At 63.9% G+C, this 19,373-nt stretch carries 16 protein-coding genes; 14 read left to right on the top strand and 2 right to left on the bottom strand.

Annotated elements, in window-relative coordinates:
• Positions 1 to 864: 864 nt before the first annotated feature.
• Positions 865 to 1,614, bottom strand: a complete 750-nt coding sequence (locus tag A9974_RS12335) for a deaminase (protein WP_183004377.1) — start codon at positions 1,612 to 1,614, stop codon at positions 865 to 867.
• Positions 1,615 to 1,884: 270 nt separating this feature from the next.
• Positions 1,885 to 2,799, bottom strand: a complete 915-nt coding sequence (locus tag A9974_RS12330) for a LysR family transcriptional regulator (RefSeq protein ID WP_183004376.1) — start codon at positions 2,797 to 2,799, stop codon at positions 1,885 to 1,887.
• 178 nt (positions 2,800 to 2,977) lie between these two features.
• Here A9974_RS12330 and A9974_RS12325 point away from each other — a divergent pair, with 178 nt between their 5' ends.
• The 14 genes from A9974_RS12325 to A9974_RS12260 all read left to right on the top strand — a co-directional run bounded on the left by A9974_RS12325 (position 2,978) and on the right by A9974_RS12260 (position 19,295).
• Complete coding sequence (locus A9974_RS12325; protein ID WP_183004375.1) at positions 2,978 to 3,952, top strand: tripartite tricarboxylate transporter substrate binding protein; 975 nt, start codon at positions 2,978 to 2,980, stop codon at positions 3,950 to 3,952.
• 64 nt (positions 3,953 to 4,016) lie between these two features.
• Complete coding sequence (locus A9974_RS12320) at positions 4,017 to 6,185, top strand: acetate--CoA ligase family protein (RefSeq protein ID WP_183004374.1); 2,169 nt, start codon at positions 4,017 to 4,019, stop codon at positions 6,183 to 6,185.
• Between the two features lie 13 nt (positions 6,186 to 6,198).
• On the top strand, positions 6,199 to 7,083 hold the full coding sequence (locus A9974_RS12315; protein ID WP_183004373.1) for a MaoC/PaaZ C-terminal domain-containing protein: 885 nt from the start codon (positions 6,199 to 6,201) through the stop codon (positions 7,081 to 7,083).
• A gap of 58 nt (positions 7,084 to 7,141) precedes the next feature.
• Positions 7,142 to 7,891 carry a 3-oxoacyl-ACP reductase FabG gene (gene fabG / locus A9974_RS12310; RefSeq protein ID WP_183004372.1) on the top strand — a complete coding sequence of 250 codons (750 nt, stop codon included), beginning with the start codon at positions 7,142 to 7,144 and terminating at the stop codon, positions 7,889 to 7,891.
• A gap of 43 nt (positions 7,892 to 7,934) precedes the next feature.
• Positions 7,935 to 8,711, top strand: a complete 777-nt coding sequence (locus A9974_RS12305) for an enoyl-CoA hydratase/isomerase family protein (protein ID WP_370539626.1) — start codon at positions 7,935 to 7,937, stop codon at positions 8,709 to 8,711.
• An 84-nt stretch (positions 8,712 to 8,795) separates the two neighbouring features.
• Positions 8,796 to 9,992, top strand: a complete 1,197-nt coding sequence (locus A9974_RS12300; RefSeq protein WP_183004370.1) for an acetyl-CoA C-acetyltransferase — start codon at positions 8,796 to 8,798, stop codon at positions 9,990 to 9,992.
• A 4-nt stretch (positions 9,993 to 9,996) separates the two neighbouring features.
• Positions 9,997 to 11,223 (top strand): CoA transferase, encoded by a 1,227-nt coding sequence (locus A9974_RS12295; RefSeq protein ID WP_183004369.1) that lies wholly within the window; start codon positions 9,997 to 9,999, stop codon positions 11,221 to 11,223.
• A gap of 763 nt (positions 11,224 to 11,986) precedes the next feature.
• Positions 11,987 to 12,373 (top strand): Zn-ribbon domain-containing OB-fold protein, encoded by a 387-nt coding sequence (locus A9974_RS12290; protein ID WP_183004368.1) that lies wholly within the window; start codon positions 11,987 to 11,989, stop codon positions 12,371 to 12,373.
• The gene (locus tag A9974_RS12285; RefSeq protein ID WP_183004367.1) at positions 12,370 to 13,533 is read left to right on the top strand and encodes a thiolase; all 1,164 of its coding nucleotides are present in this window, start codon (positions 12,370 to 12,372) and stop codon (positions 13,531 to 13,533) included. The genes A9974_RS12290 and A9974_RS12285 overlap by 4 nt, the downstream gene beginning before the upstream one ends.
• 7 nt (positions 13,534 to 13,540) lie before the next feature.
• On the top strand, positions 13,541 to 14,224 hold the full coding sequence (locus A9974_RS12280; RefSeq protein ID WP_183004366.1) for a 3-oxoacid CoA-transferase subunit A: 684 nt from the start codon (positions 13,541 to 13,543) through the stop codon (positions 14,222 to 14,224).
• A complete protein-coding gene (locus tag A9974_RS12275) occupies positions 14,221 to 14,883 on the top strand; it encodes a 3-oxoacid CoA-transferase subunit B (protein ID WP_183004365.1) in 663 nt (220 codons plus the stop codon). Before A9974_RS12280 ends, A9974_RS12275 begins: the two co-directional genes overlap by 4 nt.
• Positions 14,873 to 16,060 carry an acyl-CoA dehydrogenase family protein gene (locus tag A9974_RS12270; protein WP_183004364.1) on the top strand — a complete coding sequence of 396 codons (1,188 nt, stop codon included), beginning with the start codon at positions 14,873 to 14,875 and terminating at the stop codon, positions 16,058 to 16,060. Before A9974_RS12275 ends, A9974_RS12270 begins: the two co-directional genes overlap by 11 nt.
• Before the next feature lie 2 nt (positions 16,061 to 16,062).
• Complete coding sequence (locus A9974_RS12265) at positions 16,063 to 17,199, top strand: acyl-CoA dehydrogenase family protein (RefSeq protein WP_183004363.1); 1,137 nt, start codon at positions 16,063 to 16,065, stop codon at positions 17,197 to 17,199.
• Positions 17,196 to 19,295 carry a 3-hydroxyacyl-CoA dehydrogenase NAD-binding domain-containing protein gene (locus tag A9974_RS12260; protein WP_183004362.1) on the top strand — a complete coding sequence of 700 codons (2,100 nt, stop codon included), beginning with the start codon at positions 17,196 to 17,198 and terminating at the stop codon, positions 19,293 to 19,295. Before A9974_RS12265 ends, A9974_RS12260 begins: the two co-directional genes overlap by 4 nt.
• Positions 19,296 to 19,373 lie beyond the last annotated feature (78 nt).

Genomic DNA, 19,373 nt, shown 5'->3' with positions numbered 1-19,373 from the left:
CGTCTTACAACGGCTGCGCCCGCTTTCTGTGCCACCCCGCATCCATGAGTGCACGGTTGTTCCGCTGCACACAATGGCTGTGTGAGCCACGAGGCAGCTCTTTTCGTAGCTTAGCCGCCCGCACTTTACGAACCCGAACCTCCTGAGACCGACTTTTGTTCAATTTTCCTGCACTGAAGGCGGGAAGGCCTGAGGTGCGACCGACTTTGATCCAAGTTTTCTAAACTTCGAAGTCTTTCAAAATCAAGGGGTTGCAAGGCCCGTCTGCGACCGACTTTATTTCTCTCTTTCAGGGTGAAAACTGGAAATAAAGTCGGTCGCGCGGAATAAAGTCGGTCGCAGCGACAATTCCTTTCAACTCCTTCTATCTGCCCGCATATCTGCTTTATCCAAGTGCAAGGGCCGCGTAAGCGGCCCTTGTTCACGTTTGGCGCGAGATTCGGCCCGTCAGATCAGGAGGTGGAGCTCTGGGCTCTTCTCAGTCTGGATTAGAGACCCTGGGCACATCAAGCGCGCAGATATAATCTTGAAAGTGGTGTGCAGCAGCGGATGCTGAAAGCGGCTTGTGATTGACCTTGCCGCTCGCTGTGACGGTCCGTCTCGTTAGATTGTTCAGCTCGAACTGCCCACGTTCATCCTAGCAGCGCAGCTGAACAATCTGTCTAGTAAGCGAAATGTCGGATTGAGTCCAAGATGCTCTGGTACAGCCGTCGAGGAGCTACCTCCTCACGTGCCAGTTGCTGATGGACCGTTGCAGCGGATTGCTGAACATCGCGGTACGCTTGGAAGCTCACCACGTTCGATGCAAGTGGCTCGGTCACAGGATCAGGGCTACGGGGTGCGAGCGTTCGCTCGAACTCGAGGCTAAGCTGCACGGGGTGGACTTGGTGCGTCATCGTCGATCCCGCCGTTGTTGGCCACAAGATTTTTGCTAATCAGCGATCTTACAACAACAGCCTCAAGTGCCGGAAGCGCCTCCAAACTTTTTTCAAGCTTCGGCGACGCCTTTGCTGCGCTAATTTTGATCATTTTGCCCTGTTGCTTGCGGCCCGCCAAGGGCGTCTTGAACAGGGACAGATAGCGGGATGGCGCAACACCCTCGAACGCCAGAAAGCGGACTTTGTCCTTCTCGGTTTCCACCTCCGATACGGCATCTCCATGAAGTCGCACCGCCAGGCTCTTTCGATAGGGTTCAATGTAGTACACCTCGCGGATCCCTGCCACCACGATATGACGTGCACACGAGTGACAGGGGTACGTCGTTACGTAAAGCCGTCCTCCCACCAAGGCGTCTCCGCCAATGCGATTCGCATTGATGATCGCGTGCATTTCAGCATGGATTGCACGCGAAAACTCAATCAACCCTTTGAGCTTGCCGTTACGTTGTAGCGCTTCTCGAGCTTCAGTAAGCTTCTCTCGAGGGATCGCGTTGCTCAACGAGCGTAAGATTTCCTCGGCAAATAGTGCCTTCTCCTCGTCATTGAAGCATTTCCCGCCATCGCGATTCCAGCAGCGAAAGTCTTGATCGGCATCGCCTTCAAATGCGGGTGAATTGGAGATGTACAAGCCTCCACCAAACTTCGGGACGTCGTTCCATCCGATGTCCGATGACATTGCCCTCACCGTCAGTGACTGCTGCGCCTATCCGAACGCGGCGATGGCTCGTTGGCTGCGATGTAAAGGCAGGGCAGGATGATGCCATCCGGCTCGTAGCGCCAGTTCGAATACACGGCCTTGCTTTGCAAACGATCGCGTATTGCCTAGATGTGCTCCAGCTTGAACGTTCTGCCCGACGATCTTTCCGGGTGTTCCACGCCTCACCGGTTGGCTAAGGGTGAGATAGCCTTGATTGCCCCTTATAAAATTGAGGATTTCCACACCGGTCTATCGCTGCAATTTTGCTCCGTGCTCGGCGATGCTGTGCTGAATGCTGGCGATAAACCGACGTATCACCGGATTATTGTCGCGCTCACGATAGACCAGCGCGATTCCGATGTGGGAGGATTCGGGCAGGTCGTTCAGCGGCCGGAACTCCACGTCGGCGGGCATAAACGCAGCGTTGATTGACGGTACGAGTGCAATACCCAGACCGCTGCGCACAAGTCCTACCACAGTCTGCACCTGGACAGCTTCCTGCGTCACGCGCGGCGACACGCCGGCTTCGCGCAACAAGTGCATTACGGCGGCATTCAGGCCGCCCACGCGAGACGGCGTGTATCCGATGAAATCCTGATCGCGCAGTTCCTGCAGTGATAGCGATTGCTTGCGCGTCAATGGGTGATCCGCTGGCATTGCTACGCAGAATACGTCGCGGGAAATGGTCTCGAACACCATGTTGCTCGGATGCGTGGTGGGCTCGCGCACAAAGGCTACGTCCACCGTTTCCGATTCGATCATCGACAGGAGGCCCTGGTTGGTGGATTCGCTCAAGTCCAGCTTGACGTGCGGATAGCGTCGGCTGAAGTGCTGGATCAGACGTGGCAGCAGGCTGAAAGTCAGGGATCCGATGAAGCCGATGCGCAAGCCGCCGCTTTCGCCGTTGGCTGCTTGCCGCGCGGCCGTGACGATATCTGCCGCACTATCCAGGCACTTGGTCGCCGCGGTTAGGGCGGCGTGTCCGGCAGGTGTCAGCTTGACGCCCCGCGATCCGCGCTCCAACAGAGGCACGCCGATCTCATCTTCCAGCTTGCGTATGGCGACCGATAGCGGCGGCTGCGCCATGAACAGGCGTTCGGCTGCGCGACTGAAGCTCTGCGTCTGCGCGACGGCCACGAATTGTCTAAGCTGGCGCAATTCCATATCGATCCACCTAAGGTTCCATTGCGTTCCGTAATCGCCACTTTAAGTATACATTCAATGAATAGAAGGTGACATGTAAAGTATTGGATCAGGTATGGCGGTCGTCTCTAGGATGGTCACCTAGAACAGTACTCGCGCGGTGCCATGGTTGCGCGGGTCATAAACCTGGAGACATACCATGAACCTCGCCCGTCTTGCGTCGGCCTTCCTTGCGCTCGCCGCTGCCACCCTGCCACTCTCGGCGGCGCACGCCGCCGACTACCCCGACAAACCTCTCAAGATCATCGTTCCGTACCCACCTGGTGGCACCAACGATGTGGTCGTTCGACTCGTGGGGAAAAAGTTGGGCGAGCAGCTGGGGCAACCGGTCATCGTCGAAAACAAGGCAGGCGCGTCGGGAAACATCGGCGCCGAAGCGGTGGCGCGCTCGCCTGCAGATGGCTACACGCTGCTGCTCGTTACGACGGGCCATGCTATCCATCCGTCGCTGTACAAGAACCTGCGCTACGACATCACGAAAGATCTGATGGGTGTCAGCCGCCTGTCCAGCGGTCCCATGTTGGTTATGGTCAATCCCAAGCTGGCTATCAACAATCTCAAGGATCTGATCGCCCGGGCAAAAGCCGAGCCTGGCACCCTGAACTTCTCGAGCGCGGGCAATGGCTCTTCCACCCACTTGACGGCCGAACTCCTGGCCAGCAAGGCCGGTATCAAGCTGACCCACATTCCGTTCAACGGTAGCGCGCCGGCCATGTCCGACGTCATGGCCGGCAATACACAAGTTGTGCTGGACCTGATGTTCTCTGCATTGCCGCAAGTGCAGTCCGGCCGCTTGAGGGCTATCGCGATCACGGGAACGAAGCGGTCGCCGCTTTTGCCCGACGTGCCTACTGTGGCGGAATCCGGCGTGGCAGGCTTTGATGCGGAAGTCTGGAATGGCCTCATGGCCCCAGCAAAAACCCCGCAGCCCATCATCGACCGCTTAAACGCCGAGCTCAAGAAGGTGCTCGAAGACCCAGAAATCAAACAGCGTCTGGACGCGCAGGGCTTTCCGGCAAGCTGGTCCACCCCGGCCGATTTCGACAAACAGATCGTTTCTGAGATCAAGCGCTGGGCGCCGGTTGTCCAGGCATCGGGTGCTTCCGTCCAATAATTTTCTCCGGGCGAGGCACCTTGGCCGCAGCCCGGTCACGCTCACACTTCGGAGCCTTCTCTCCATGTCAGACCGTCACGCCCTGGGGGCTTTGATAAATCCCCGATCCGTCGCCGTCATTGGCGCATCTGACGACCCGCTGCGAATCGGCGGCCGACCCATTGCCTACATGCGCGAACAGGGATATCGGGGCTTGTTGATGCCGGTTAATCCTAAGCGCCCCACGACCCAGGGCCTGCCCGCCTATGCCAGCGTGGCTGATCTGCCCGAAACGCCGGAAATGGCCATCGTAGCAGTGGCGGCTAGACTGGCGCCCGAGGTCGTGGAGGAGTTGGGCAAGCGTGGCACTCGAGTCGCCATTGTGTTCTCCGCTGGCTTTGCCGAGGCCGATGCCGAGGGCGCAGCTTTGCAGGACCGGATGATGGCTGCCGCCCGCCGTCATGGCATGCGACTGCTGGGACCTAACTCCCTAGGCGTGCTGAATCCGCGCGTTGGCTTCTACGGCAGCTTTACCTCCGTGGTGGAAAGTGGGTTTCCCAAAGCGGGCCGGGTGGGTATTGCCAGCCAATCGGGCGCCTATGGCAGTCACATTCTTGGCCTGGCGCGTGACGACGGCATCGGCGTGTCCTCGTGCATCATGAGTGGCAATGAATGCGACATCAGCCTGGGCGATATGGTCCAGGTCCTTGTCGATGACCCCGACACCGATATCATTGCCGTGTATTCCGAGGGCATACGCGACGGCCAGCGTCTGCTATGGGCGCTTGAGGCTGCGCGTCTCGCTCGCAAGCCCGTGGTCATGATGAAGGTGGGCACCAGCGAAGTCGGCAGCGCTGCAGCCCAGTCTCACACCGCGTCGATCGCGGGTAACGACGCCGTGACGGACGCCGTGCTGGCCGAGTACGGCGTAGTGCGAGCCCGTTCCACCGAACATATGCTGGACGTGGCGCGCTTGGCCACGCGTCGCATCTATCCGGTCGAAAACTCGTTGGGCGTGATTACCGTTAGCGGCGGCGCTGGCGTGATCGTCTCGGACGCGGCCGAGCTTTCGGGCCTGCCCATGCCCGAAATGCCAGCCGACACGCAGCGACACCTGAAAGAACTGATTCCGTTCTGCGCACCACGCAATCCCGTGGATTGCACTGCGCAATTCATGAATGATCTGACGATCGCGGGAAGGTTCGCGGACGCGGTGGTTGAGTCTGGTGGCTATCAGTCCATTCTGGGATTTTTCACTTACACCGTTGGCGCAGCGTCCATCGCCGATGGCTTGCGAGCGCAACTGAAGGCGGTCCGCGAACGGCATCCGGATCGCCTATTCGTGCTGTCCATCCTCGCCTCGCGCGAACGCGTGCAGCAATACGAAGATGACGGCTTCTCGGTTTATGAGGATCCCGCACGCGCCGTGGCCGCAATTGAAGCCATGGGACGTTTCGGCGCAGCGTTCGCCCGCCCCGCCCGGCAGACCGCGTCCGTGCATGCTTCGATTGAGTTGCCTGACGTCACGCCCAGCGAAGCGACGGCTAAGCGCATCCTGGCGCAGGCGGGTATCGCCGTAGCCGAAGAGCGCGCCTGCGTCGATGCCGAGGCCTCGGCCGCGGCCGCGGACTTGATCGGCTATCCCGTCGTCATGAAGATCCTGTCGCCCGACATTTTGCACAAGTCGGAGATCGGCGGCGTGCTGTTGGATATTGCCAATGCGCAGTCGGTGCGCGATGGACACGCGCTGTTGCTCGAGCGCGCGCGTAGCGCTGCACCTCAGGCGCGCATTGAGGGCGTGCTGGTTGCGCGCCAACTGTCTGGCGGCGTCGAGTGCATCCTGGGCATCCAACGTGATCCGGTTTTCGGGCCGGTTGCGATGTTCGGGTTGGGCGGCATTTTCGTGGAGATCATGAAAGACGTTGTGCTGCGCCGTTGCCCGTTCGATGCCGATATCGCGGAACAGATGATTCTGTCCATCAAGGGTGCGCCCCTGCTGCAAGGCGCGCGCGGAAAGCCGCCAGCCGATATCAAGGCACTGGCCGCGATGTTGTCTCGCTTGTCGCAGTTCGCCCACCAGGCCGGTCCGCGCCTGCAGTCGATAGACCTGAATCCGGTTATCGCGTTGCCGGCGGGCCACGGTGCCTATGCCGTGGACGCGGTGATCGACCTGAGCGCGCGTGCATACACCGGTTCGGACGACATCTCGCCCGCAGAGCCGGCGATCGGTACCGTCGGTCACGGTTCGTACTAACGGGGCAGTCAGCATGTCAGTGATCCCCGACCATTTATTGAACCGGACTTTCGAGCCGAGATCGCATCGTTACAGCGAGTCTGACACCATGCTCTATGCCTTAGGCTGCGGCCTGGGTGCCGATCCGCAGAGCGCCGGCCAGCTCCGCTACGTTTACGAAGGCGTGCGGGGCGGCCTATGCGCCTTGCCAACGCTGGCAAACATCCTGGGTTATCAAGGATTCTGGGCTGACCAGCCGGATACCGGCATCGCATGGCGCAAGCTCGTGCACGCCGAGCAGAAGATTGAACTGCAGCGTCCCTTGCCTGCTAGCGGTCACGTTATCGGCGCAAGCCGGGTCGTGGGCCTGCACGACAAGGGTCCTGATAAAGGTGCACTTATGCTGCAGGACCGGACCATCACCGACGCCGCCAGCGGCGATCTACTCGCCACGGTCACGCAAACCACGATGCTGCGTGGCGACGGTGGTTTTGGCGCAGCCTATGGCGCGAGCCATGGATTGGCGCCGCTGCCTGCCCACCATCTGCCCAACCGTACCCCCGATGCCGTGTGCGAGCTGTCCACGCTGCCGCAAGCCGCGCTGCTCTATCGCCTGAACGGCGACCGCAATCCTTTGCACGCGGATCCGGCGGTTGCTCGGGAAGCGGGATTTTCCAGGCCGATCCTGCACGGCTTGGCCACGATGGGCGTGGCCCTGCACGCCGTGCTGCGCGCGCTGCTGGGCTATGACTCCAGCGCGGTGCGCGGAATGCGCGTGCGCTTTACCGCGCCCGTGCTGCCGGGCGACACGTTGCGCACCGACGCTTGGCGCGATGGGAATTTGATCTCGCTTCGCACCACGGCCGTGGAACGCGACGTCATGGTGCTGAGTGCTGGCCGCATCGACCTGTCCGACTGAATCTATACGCGTATCTGCACTGGCGGGTACGCACTACCTTACATAAAGAGAGACCGACATGGATCTGCAGATCAACGACAAAGTTGCCATCGTTACGGGTTCCGCGCGCGGACTGGGCGCGGCGACCGCCCGCAAATTGGCTGCCGAAGGCGCGCGCGTCGTCATCACTGACATCCTGGCTGAACAGGCCGAAGCCACGGCCGCCGCGTTGCGGGCCGAAGGCTTGCAAGCGCATGCAATTATGGCCGACATTACCCAGGCTGCCGATGTGCAGCGTCTGGTTGACGAGACCATCGCTACGTTTGGCGGCGTCCACATCCTGGTGAACAACGCCGGCTTTCCGCGCGACAAGTACCTCGTCAGGATGACCGAGCAGGACTGGGACCTGGTCATGGAAGTCATGTTGAAAGGAACTTTCCTGGCCTGCCGGACCGTCATGCCGCACTTCATCGATCAAGGTTGGGGACGCATCGTCAATATCAGCTCGAGAGCGCACCTGGGTAATGCCACACAAGCAAATTACTCCGCGGCCAAGGCAGGTCTGATTGGTATGGCTAAGGCGTTGGCCATCGAAGAAGGCCGATATGGCATCACGGTGAACTGTGTGGCGCCTGGTTTCATGGAAACGGAGATGGTGCAGGCGCTGTCGACCTACGCCACCATCAAAGAGCGCGCGATCCAGATGCAGCCGATCAAGCGCGTGGGCAAGCCCGAGGACATTGCCAACGCCGTGGCGTTCTTGGTCGCGGAGTCGGCCGGCTTCATCACGGGCGAGGTCCTGCATGTGACGGGTGGCCGCTATGGCTGATTGCGTGTCTGTTCGTTGCGACATTCGGGATGACGGCGTCGCCGTGCTGACGCTGGACAATCCGCCGCTGAATGTGATGTTCCGGGGGCTGACGATCGCGCTCGGCCAGGCGCTGGATTCTCTGTCTACCGATGCCCGCGTACGCGCCCTGGTGCTGACCGGCGCGGGACGGGCGTTCTGCGCGGGTTCGGACATCGAGGAGTTCCAACCCTTGATGCAGCCCGGACGGATAGGCCCGGAAAAACTGGAACTGCAGCATGAGGTGTTCGCGGCGCTGGCCGCTTTTCCCAAGCCCACGGTTGCCGCCGTGCATGGCGTGGCGTTCGGTGGCGGTCTGGAAATCGCGGTGTGCTGCGATTTCATCGTGGCAGATCCCGCAGCGCGCTTTGCACTGCCCGAAATCAAGCTTGGAGTATTCCCCGGTAGTGGCGGGCCGGTAAGGGTTACGCGCCGCATCGGCGCTACGCGCGCCAAGGAAATGATGCTGTTGGGCGAGCCCATCGATGCGGCTACGGCATTGGCGTGGGGCTTGATCAACCGGATCTCGCCTTCGGGCGAGGCTCTGGCACAGGCACTGACCTTGGCCCAACAATTGACTACGCGCCCGCCGCTCGCGCTGTCTCTGTGCAAGACGGCCATTAGCTATAGTTGGGACGACACCGAAGCCGGCGCGATCGCGCGCGCCTTGCCGTTGTCGGAACGCGCATTCACCTCGGCCGAAGCTTGCGAGGGCGTCCGTGCCTTTTTAGCTAAGGAGCCTCCCCGATATCCGGATGCGCTCCATGAGAACCCGCGTGGTCATGGACAGGAAAACAGCTAAAGCTCCCACCGCGCTGAGCGCGCGCGGTGACTCTCCCACACCGAAATTGATCCGCTCCATCCGACCTTACTTCCAGGAAGCCGCATGAAACGCGCCGCTATCGTCTCTCCCCTTCGTACGCCGATCGGCGCATTTGGTGGCGTTCTGCGCCCCGTGCCGGTCGAAGAACTGGGCGCTACCGTCGCCCGCGCCATCATCGAGCGCACCGGCCTGGACCCAGCTCGCATCGAGGACGTGGTATTCGCGCATTCCTATGCCAATGGTGAGGTGCCGTGCACGGGGCGCTGGATCGCCTTGCAGGCGGGCTTTCCCATCGAAGTCGCCGGCATGCAGCTGGACCGCCGTTGCGGTAGTGGTCTGCAAGCCATCGCTACCGCCGCGATGATGGTGCAAACCGGCGCTGCCGACGTGGTCATGGCCGGCGGCGTAGAAAGCATGAGCAACGTCGAGTACTACACCACCGATATGCGCTGGGGTAAGCGCGCGGGCACTGTACGCTTTCACGACCGGTTGGAGCGTGGACGCGAACGCTCGCAACCGGTATCGCGGTTCGGCACGATAAGCGGCATGATAGAAACCGCCGAAAACCTGGCCCGGGACTACGGCATCACGCGCGCAGAGGCCGACGCCTTTGCGCTGCGCAGCCATCAGCGTGCTTCTGCCGCTTGGGAGTCCGGTAAATTCCAAGACGAAGTCGTGTCCGTGCGCGTTCCCCAGCGCAAGGGCGACGCCTTGGTCGTCTCGCGTGATGAAGGCATACGCAGCGACTTGACGCTGGATCAGCTGGCAAGCCTGAGGCCGATCATGAAGGACGGCGTCGTGACCGCCGGCAACGCCTGCCAGCAGAACGACGCGGCAGCGGCTTGCCTGATTGTGGCCGAAGACAAGTTGGAAGCCCTGGGGCTCAAGCCCATCGGCTACTTGCACAGCTGGGCCGCAGCCGGTTGCGAGCCCTCGCATATGGGCATTGGTCCCGTTCCCGCCGTGCAGAAGCTGTTCGCCCGCAACGGCCTGGGCTTTGACGACATGGGCCTGGTTGAATTGAACGAAGCCTTCGCCTGCCAGGCGCTAGCCTGCGCCAAAGGATGGGGCTGGAACGACCCGGATCGCTTCAATGTGAATGGATCCGGAATTTCGCTGGGCCACCCCGTCGGCGCAACTGGCGTGCGCATCATGACGTCACTGTTGCACGAGCTCTCCCGCCGTGGCGAGCGCTACGGCCTGGAGACCATGTGCATAGGCGGCGGCCAAGGCATGGCGGCTGTGTTCGAAAGGGCCTGACGCAATGACTTATTCCTTCCTCGGCGGCGTACGCGTCATCGAAAGCTCGGCCTTTATCGCCGCACCGCTGGCTGGCTTGACGCTGGCGCAGTTCGGCGCCGATGTCATCCGCGTGGACATGATCGGAGGCGGCATCGACTACGGCCGCATGCCGCGCATGCCGCAAGCCGACGGCAACGGCCGCAGCTTGTACTGGACCGCATTGAACAAAGGCAAGCGATCCATCGCCATCGACCTGCGCAAGCCCGAAGGCCGCGAACTTATCCAGGCATTAGCCACCGCGCCCGGTCCGCAAGCCGGTGTCTTGCTGACGAATGTCGCCGCACCTTGGCTGGCCCATGACGTGCTTGCTGCTCGCCGTGCCGACCTGATCAGTTGCACCATTCAGGGAAACCCCGACGGCAGTACTGCTGTGGACTACACGGTGAATTGTGCAACGGGCTATCCCGCCGTCACGGGCGGGGGGGGCATCGAACGGCCCGTCAATCACGTCTTGCCCGCTTGGGACATCGCTTGTGCCTACCAAGCCGCGTTCGCAATTACGGCGGCGCTAAACCGCCGTATGGCGACAGGAAGCGGCGCCGAAATCAAGCTTGCCCTGTCGGATGTCGCATTCTCAATGCTGTCGCATTTGGGGGTACTTGCCGAAGCCGAATTGCTAAAGCAAGAGAGGCCCTCTATTGGAAATCACCTGTATGGTGCATTCGGACGCGACTTCGCTACCGCGGACGGCGTTCGTATCATGGTGGCGGCGATTTCCGCCGGACAGTGGAGGGCCCTGGTCCAATGCTGCAGCATCGCTGAATCGATTAGCGCGGCCGAAAACCGCCTGGGCCTCGATTTTCGCGACGAGGCTCAACGTTTCCAAGGCCGCGACGTGATCGCCAGTCTGGTTGAGCCCTGGTTCGCCACACGTAAGGCAGCCCAAGTCGAAGCGGCGCTCAGCGAGCACAAAGTGTGCTGGGGCCGCTACGGCACAGTGCTTGAACTGCTCGAGAGGGACCCGCGCATGGGCGCAGCCAATCCTGTCTTCGAGCGCATCACCACCGAGGGCATCGGAGAACATTGGAGCGCCGGCGCTGCATCTCGAGTTTCCGGTCTTGATCGCACGCCCACCGCGCCCGCTCCACAGCTGGGAGCGCATACAGATATCCTGCTGCACGAAGTGCTCGGCTTGGATAGCGGCGCCATTGGCCGTCTGCATGATGCCGGGATCATTGCTGCACCATAAGATAGAAACTGGCCGCCATGGAGTGTGCGACCGAATGGGCGTCAGCAAGTGGCCCGGAGCAGGTCAGACTACTTGGTCGAGGGCGTGAAGGCTGCGATTGGGATTGCAGCTGTCACCACGAGTCTATGCTCACGGGGCTCCGCGCCAAGAGGGCAACAAGTTAGACTCAACAGTCGTTAGAACGTTGAAGGGCCGCAGAGCGGCGCGGAATACTGCGCCGTCTCTTTTTCGGCGCCGGTCGTGGTCGCGGATATCTTGGCAAAGCCTCCTCAGGCCTGCCATGCCCCGCGCCTGTCCGCGCCAACACAACGCCGATAGGTCGCACCGAACAGGCGGACCGACCGCGGTAGCGCGGTCTTCAACGCTAGCATCATGAAGGTGATGCCGATGATCAGGGCGTCGAGCACGTTGATGAAGAACGTGCCGTGCGGCTACTGCGCGCCACCTTGGCGCGGGGGGAATTTATGGACGCGTCCCGCCGAGAGCCGAGACTGATCGACCTTGAGAGGCGACATCAGCGCTCGCGTGCGGTTTCGAAAGCGCCAATTGCATTACGCGGCGAATGAACCTCGCAGGACATGAGTTCACTGCTTTTCCTCCGGGCCGGGCCTCGATTCGAATCTCACCAATGGCGACTTCGAATCTTTCGGATGGTCGTGCGAGGCCGCCAATCCTAGAATGGTTCACCAATCTTCGCCGGCCTCTTGCGCGGCGGGCATACCTAGAACCGGAGACTGCTGCCCATCGGGCAGCGTGGGAACGCATGTCGCATACCAGCAGTGAAGCGGCCGGCAGCGCCGATCGCGAATACTTTGAGTTCTTGGCCGACGGCCAGTTCATGATCCCCCTATGCCAGGCCTGCAACCGGCACCATTTCTTTCCCCGTGTGATCTGCCCACATTGCGGCGCCGACAGCCTGCGATGGGTATCGCCCAGCGGCCGGGGCACGGTCTACGCCACCACGACGGTGCGAGGCAAGAACGGCTCGCACAATGTCTGCTTGGTCGATCTGGACGAGGGCCCTCGCCTGATGAGCACCGTCGTCGATACGGACAGCGAGCGCGTTGCCATCGGGCTGCGCGTGAGGGCCCGCGTGGCGCGCCAGGATGGCCAGCCGCTGCTGGTGTTCTCAGCGACGGAGGCGGCATGACCAGGAAGAGCTATCGAGGCGCGATCGCTGTGCTGGGTACCGGCATGGCGGGATTGGGCGATTGCGGCGGCCGCACCGAGCAGGAGATCATCTCGCAGGCGGCGCACCACGCGGTGGCCACCAGCGGACTGAAGATGGCACAGATCGACGGCATCATTACGTCCAGCCTGACGTCGCCGTGGTGGGTCATGCGCATGGCCGAGTACTTGGGTATCCGGCCATCGTTCTCGGATAGCACCATGTTCGGCGGTTCGTCGTTCATCGCCGACCTGAAGGTCGCCGCGATGGCCATCGACGCCGGGCTGTGCGAGAACGTGCTGGTTTGCTACGGCGCCAACCCGCGCAGCGTGCCCAGCAGCAGCCAGATCAACCAGATGCGCGCCGCACTGGATCCCCAGCCCTACGAGCATCCGTACAAGCCCTTCAATCCCGTTTCCAGTTATGCGCTGGCCGCATCGCGGCACATGTACCAGTACGGCACCACGCGTCGGCAACTGGCCGAGGTGGCGGTGGCCGCCCGGCGGTGGGCGCAGCTAAATCCGCAGGCCTTCTCGCGCAAACCGCTGACGGTTGAGGACGTGCTGGCTTCTCCGCTCGTGTCCGACCCGCTGAGCGTGCGCGATTGCTGCCTGGTGACAGACGGCGCCGGCGCCTACGTGGTCACGCGCGCGGACCGGGCCCGCGGCCTGCACGAGCGGCCGATCTACGTGCTGGGGTCGGGGCACGCGCATTGGCACCGGCAGATCTCGTGCATGCCAGACCTGACGGTGACCCCTGCCGTGGACTCGGGCCGGGACGCGTTCGCCGAGGCGGGGCTGGGCCCCTCGGACGTCGACCTGGTGCAGCTGTACGACGCCTTCACCATCAACCCGATCCTGTTCTTGGAAGACCTGGGCTTTTGCGCCAAGGGCGAGGGCGGCGCGTTCGTCAGTGGCGGCCGTATCGCGCCCGGCGGCGATTTTCCCATGAACACCAACGGTGGCGGCCTGTCGTTTGGCCATCCGGGCATGTACAGCATCTTCCTGGTGATCGAGGCGGTGGCGCAATTGCGCCGCGAGGCCGGCGAGCGGCAGGTGGAGCGTGCCGACGTCGCGCTGGTGCATGGCAATGGCGGCGTGCTGTCCAGCCAGGCGACAGCCATTCTTTCGCATAGCGTGTGAGGCGGACATGGACAAGATAGTGGAGTCGCCCGCACGGGCGCTGGCGGACGTGCCCGATGGCGCGACCGTGTTGATCAGCGGTTTCGGCCTGGCCGGACAGCCGGTCGAATTGATCGATGCCCTGGTGGAGCAGGGCGCGCGCGACCTGACGGTGGTGTGCAACAACAGCGGCACCGGCGACGCGGGCCTGGCCCGCATGATCCGGCTGGGACGGGTACGCAAGCTGATCGCATCGTATCCGCGCGGAGCCGAGTCGCAGGCCTTCGAGTCTGCCTTCGCCGAGGGGCGCATCGAGTACGAGTGCGTGCCGCAGGGCACCCTGGCTGAACGGTTGAGGGCCGCTGGCGCCGGGCTGGGAGGCTTCTTCACGCCCACGGGCTACGGCACGCTGCTGGCCGAAGGCAAGGAAACGCGCATGATCGACGGCGTGGGCCATGTGTTTGAGAGGCCGTTGCGCGCGGATTATGCGTTGGTGAAGGCCTATCGGGCGGACCCGCTGGGCAACGTGATGTATCGCAAGGCGGGCCGTAACTTCGGTCCCCTGATGTGCATGGCGGGCCGCACGGCCATCGTGCAGGTGCATACCCTCGGTCAGGCGGGCGAGCTGGACCCGGAACACATCGTCACGCCGGGCATTTTCGTGCAGCGCGTGGTGCAGGTGTCCGACGCCTGGTATGGAGCGCAATCATGATCGAACGGTTCACACGCGACGAAATGGCGCGCCGCGCCGCGCGGGACATTCCCGCGGGCTCCTACGTCAACCTCGGTATCGGCATGCCCGTGATGGCGCTGGATCACTGGCGGCCCGAGGATGGCATCACGGTGCACAGCGAGAACGGCATCCTGGGCATGCGCGCCCGCACGGCGGATGATCCCGTCGACCCCGACCTGACCAACGCCAGCAAGACCAGCGTGGCGCTGGCGGTGGGCGGCAGCTTCTTCCATCACGCGGACTCGTTCGCGATGATGCGGGGCGGGCATCTGGATTACTGCATCCTGGGCGCCTACCAGGTGTCGGAGCGCGGCGACCTGGCCAACTGGTCGCTGGGCGATACGCGCCTGGCCGCCGCGGTGGGCGGCGCGATGGATCTGGCGGTGGGCGCCAAGCGTGTGCACGTACTGATGGAGCACACCACGCGCGATGGCCGTCCGCGCCTGAAGCGCGTGTGCGACCTGCCGCTGACCGGCGCGGCCTGCGTCGACCGCGTTTACACAGATCTGGCGACGCTGGACGTGACGGCCGAGGGCTTCGTCGTGCGCGGCATGGCACCCGGCCTGACGCGCCGGGCCTTGCAGGACGCGACCGAGGCGCCGTTGCAATTCGCGCTGGAGGTGGGCGATGGCGGTTGATCTGGCTGCGTTTCGTCAGGAAGTGCGGGATTTCCTGCGCGAGCGCCTGCCCGCGGATTTGCGGCGCAAAGTGATGGATCACCAGCGCCTCGATAAGCAGGACCTGCTGCGTTGGCATCACATCCTGCGCGAGCAGGGCTGGGTCGCGCCCAACTGGCCGGCGGAGCACGGCGGCGCGGCGTGGAGCATCGAGCAACGCGATGTCTTCGACGAAGAGAGCGCGCTGGCCGGCGCGCCCGAGACCGTGCCCTTCGGGTTGCGCATGGTCGGCCCGGTGATCATGGCCTATGGTTCGGATTGGCAGAAGCGGCATTTCCTGCCGCGTATCCTCAGCGGCGAGGACTGGTGGTGCCAGGGCTATTCGGAGCCGGGATCGGGATCGGACCTGGCGTCCTTGAAGACGTCCGCCCGGCAGGTGGGCGACGTGCTGGTCGTCAATGGCCAGAAGACCTGGACCACGTATGCGCAGTATGCGGACATGATGTTCTGCCTAGTGCGTACCGACGCGGGGGGCAAGCCGCAGGAGGGCATCTCGTTCGTGCTGGTGGACATGCGCGGTCCCGGCGTGTCGGTGCGGCCGATCGAGACGCTGGATGGCGGCCACGAGATCAACGAGGTGTTCCTGGACGAGGTGGCCGTGCCGCGCTCGCACTGGATCGGCGAGTTGAACCAGGGCTGGACATACGCGAAGTATCTGCTGTCGCACGAGCGCTTCGGCGCCGCGCGGGTGGGGCGGGCCAAGCGCGAGCTTGCCCATTTGCGCCGTTATGCCACCGAGCGCCTGGTCGATGGAAAGCCGCTGGCCGACGATCCGCTGCATGCCAGCCGGCTGGCGGAACTCGAGATCGACACGCTGGCGCTGGAGCAGACCAACCTGCGGCTGATCGCGCGGACGCAGCGCGGCGCAGGGCACGGCGCCGAGGCGTCGATGTTGAAGCTGATGGGGTCCAACCTGGCGCAGGCGATTTCGCGGATGCAGGCCGACATGGCCGGCATGCACGGACTGGCCTATTGTTCCGAGGCGCTGGAGCGCACATACATGGACGGTGAACCCACGCTGGAAGAGGCCTTGCAGGCCATACCGGGGTTCTATCTGAACCTGCGCAAGATATCGATCTATGGTGGCACGGACGAAGTGCAGAAGAACATCATCGCCAAGTCGGGCCTGGAGGCATAACCGTGCAAAGAGACCTGACCGAAGACCAGCGCCTGCTGGATGACGCGGTGGCGCGCTACGTGTCGCAGGAGTATCCGGCCGTGGGCCAGCCGCGTGGCGCCTGCGACCCCACGGCCGATCCGGTCCATTCGGCGCATTGGCAGGCGTTCGCCGGCATGGGCCTGATCGGGTTGGGCCTGCCGGAATCGGCGGGCGGCATGGGGGCAGGGCTGACCGACGTCTGCGTGGTGATGCAGCGGCTCGGATATGCCCAGGTGACCGAGCCGTACGACATCAGTGCGCTGCTGTGCGGCCAGCTGCTGGCCCTGCTGCCTGCGGCAGACCGTGCCCAGGCCTTGCTGGCGGCGCTGGCCGAAGGCCGCGCGGCACCCGTTCTGGCGCATACCGAAGCGCATTCCGACGCCTCGCTCGACGATGTGCGGACCCTGGCCCGGCGCGACGGCGATGGCTGGGTACTGGACGGCGCGAAGTGCCGGATTGCCCATGGCGCCGGCGCGGCGCATCTGCTGGTGACCGCCCGTACCGATGACGGCGTGGCGGTCTTCCTGGTGGATGGCGCGGCGCAAGGACTCGCCCGGCGCGGACAGGCCGGGCTGGACGGGCGCAGTTACGCGGATCTGCGCTTCTCCGGCTGCCGGGTGCCGGCCGATGCGTGCCTGGGCCTGGCGGGACAGGCGCTGGCGCATGCGGCGGACCTGGCGCGCATCGGCCTGTGCGCCGAAGCCGTGGGATCGATGCAGGCCCTATTGGACACCACACGCGGTTATCTGGAAACCCGCAAACAGTTCGGCAAGCCCCTGATCGCGTTCCAGGCCTTGCAGCATCGGCTGGCCGACATGCTGCTGTTGCTGGAACCGTCGCGCTCGCTGATGTGGCGGGCGGCATCGGCAGCCCAGGCCGGCGATCCGTCGTGCGCCCGGCTGGCCTCGGCGGCCAAGTACAAGTGCGGCCAGGCTGGCCGCCATATCGGGCAGCAGAGCATCCATCTGCATGGCGGCATGGGCATGACGCAGGAACTGGGCGTCGGCCGCCACGTGAAGCGCCTGATGGCGATCGACTACACGCTGGGCGATGCGCACCATCATCTCAACCGCTACCAGCGCCTGGCGCCGGCGGCAACTTTGCAGGATCTTCCATGACCGACAGCACTGAACGCCGGTCGACCATGCTGTCGACCACCGTACGCTACGAGACGCACAATGCCGTTGCCGTCCTGTTCCTGGACAACCCGCCCGTCAACGGGCTGGGCGATACGGTGCGGGCGGGCCTGTACGAGGGCCTGGCGCGCGCGCGGGCGGACGCGGCCATCGTGGCCGTGGTCGTCATCGGCGAAGGCAGGGCCTTCTGCGGCGGCGCCGACATCCGCCAGTTCAACACGCCCGCGGCAACGGCCCGCCCCATGCTGCGGGACGTGATCGCCGCCATCGAGGCATCGGGCAAGCCCATCGTGGCGGCCATCCAGGGCTTTGCCCTGGGCGGCGGCCTGGAGCTGGCGCTGGGCTGCCATTACCGGCTGGCGCTGGACGGCGCCCGCCTGGGGCTGCCCGAGGTCAACCTCGGATTGGTGCCTGGCGGAGGCGGCACGCAGCGTTTGCCACGCGTGATGGACGTGGCGCGTGCGCTGGAGATGATCCAGTCGGGCAAGCCCTTCGACGCGGGCCGTGCCCGGCAGGCCGGCCTGGTCGACGAGGTGGTGCAGGACGACCTGTTGGGCAACGCCCTGCGATATGCGATCCGCTGCGCCGCCCATGCCCGCCACCCGGTCGCCGGCCAGCGGGCGGTTCGGGGCGACGTGGACTTCGCGCAGGCGCGCGCCAAGGTCAACGCCCGTGCCCGCAATGCTCTGGCGCAGCGCGCGGCCATCGATTGCGTCGAGGCGGCGACTCGCCTGCCCCTGGAGGCGGGCCTGGATGAAGAGCGCCGGCATTTCGATGCCCTGGTCGCCGGAGACACGTCCAAGGCGCTGCGTCATCTGTTCTTCGCCGAAAAGGAAGCCGCGCGGGTGATCGGCGGCGCCAGGCCGGGCGAAGTCGCGCGCGTCGGCATCCTGGGCGCGGGCACCATGGGCGGCGGCATCGCCATGGCGTTCGCCAATGCGGGCTGCGAGGTCGTGCTGTACGAACGCGACCAGGCGGCGCTGGACCGGGGGCTGGCGCTGATCCGCAAGAACTACGAGATCACCGCCGCCAAGGGCAAGCTCGATGCGGCGGGCGTGCAGGCCAGGCTGGCGCGCATCGCGCCCAGCCTGGATGTCGGCGACCTGAAGACCGTGGACCTGGCCATCGAGGCCGTGTTCGAGGACATGGCCGTCAAGCAGGCGGTGTTCCGTCAACTGGACGAGGTCTGCAAGCCGGGCGCGATCCTGGCCACCAACACGTCGCGCCTGAACATCGATGAGATCGCCGCCGTCACCCGCCGTCCCGAGGCCGTGATCGGCCTGCATTTCTTCAGCCCGGCCAATGTGATGAAGCTGCTGGAGGTGGTGCGCGGCCAGGCCACCGGCGCGGACACGATCGCCACCTGCATGGCCATGGCGCAGAAGATCGGCAAGATTCCGGTGCTGGTGCGCGTGTGCGAGGGCTTTGTCGGCAACCGCATGTTGACGGGCTATTGGCGCGAAGCCGGCTTCCTGCTGGAAGAGGGCGCGTCCGTCCGGCAGATCGACGACGCGATGACGCGCTTTGGCATGGCGATGGGTCCCCTGGCCATGGCGGACCTAGCGGGCATGGACATCAACTGGGCCGCCCGCAAGCGCCTGGCGCCCACGCGGCCGGCGCATCTGCGTTATTCGAAGGTGGCCGACCGCATCTGCGAGCAGGGGCGTTTCGGGCAGAAGACGGGTGGCGGCTACTACCGCTACGAGGCGGGCAGCCGGCAGCCGCTGTATGATCCGGTCGTCGACGGCCTCATCGAGCAATGCGCGCGCGAGGCCGGTATCGAGCGCCGGGCCGTCACCGACGACGAGATCGTGTCGCGCTGCGTGCTGGCGCTGGTGAACGAAGGCGCGCGCATCATCGACGAGGGCATCGTGCAGCGAGCCTCCGACGTGGACGTGGTCTACGTGCACGGCTACGGGTTTCCGGGCGCACGGGGCGGTCCCATGTTCCATGCCCAGACGTTGGGTATTTCAGAGACGCTGGCTCGCATACAGGCCCTGCAGCACGAGCACGGCGAACACTGGACGCCCGCGCCCTTGCTGCTGAAGCTGGCCGAGCAAGGAGCGAAATCGTTCTGATGCCCCATGTGGGAAAGCCGCCGGCGGGATGTCTAGGCTCCCGCCGGCGGCTTTTTCTCAGGAGATCCCAAAGAGCCC

The organism is Achromobacter sp. UMC71, assembly GCF_014170305.1.
Lineage (GTDB): Bacteria > Pseudomonadota > Gammaproteobacteria > Burkholderiales > Burkholderiaceae_B > Achromobacter.
This window is presented reverse-complemented; position numbering and strand designations above follow the sequence as displayed.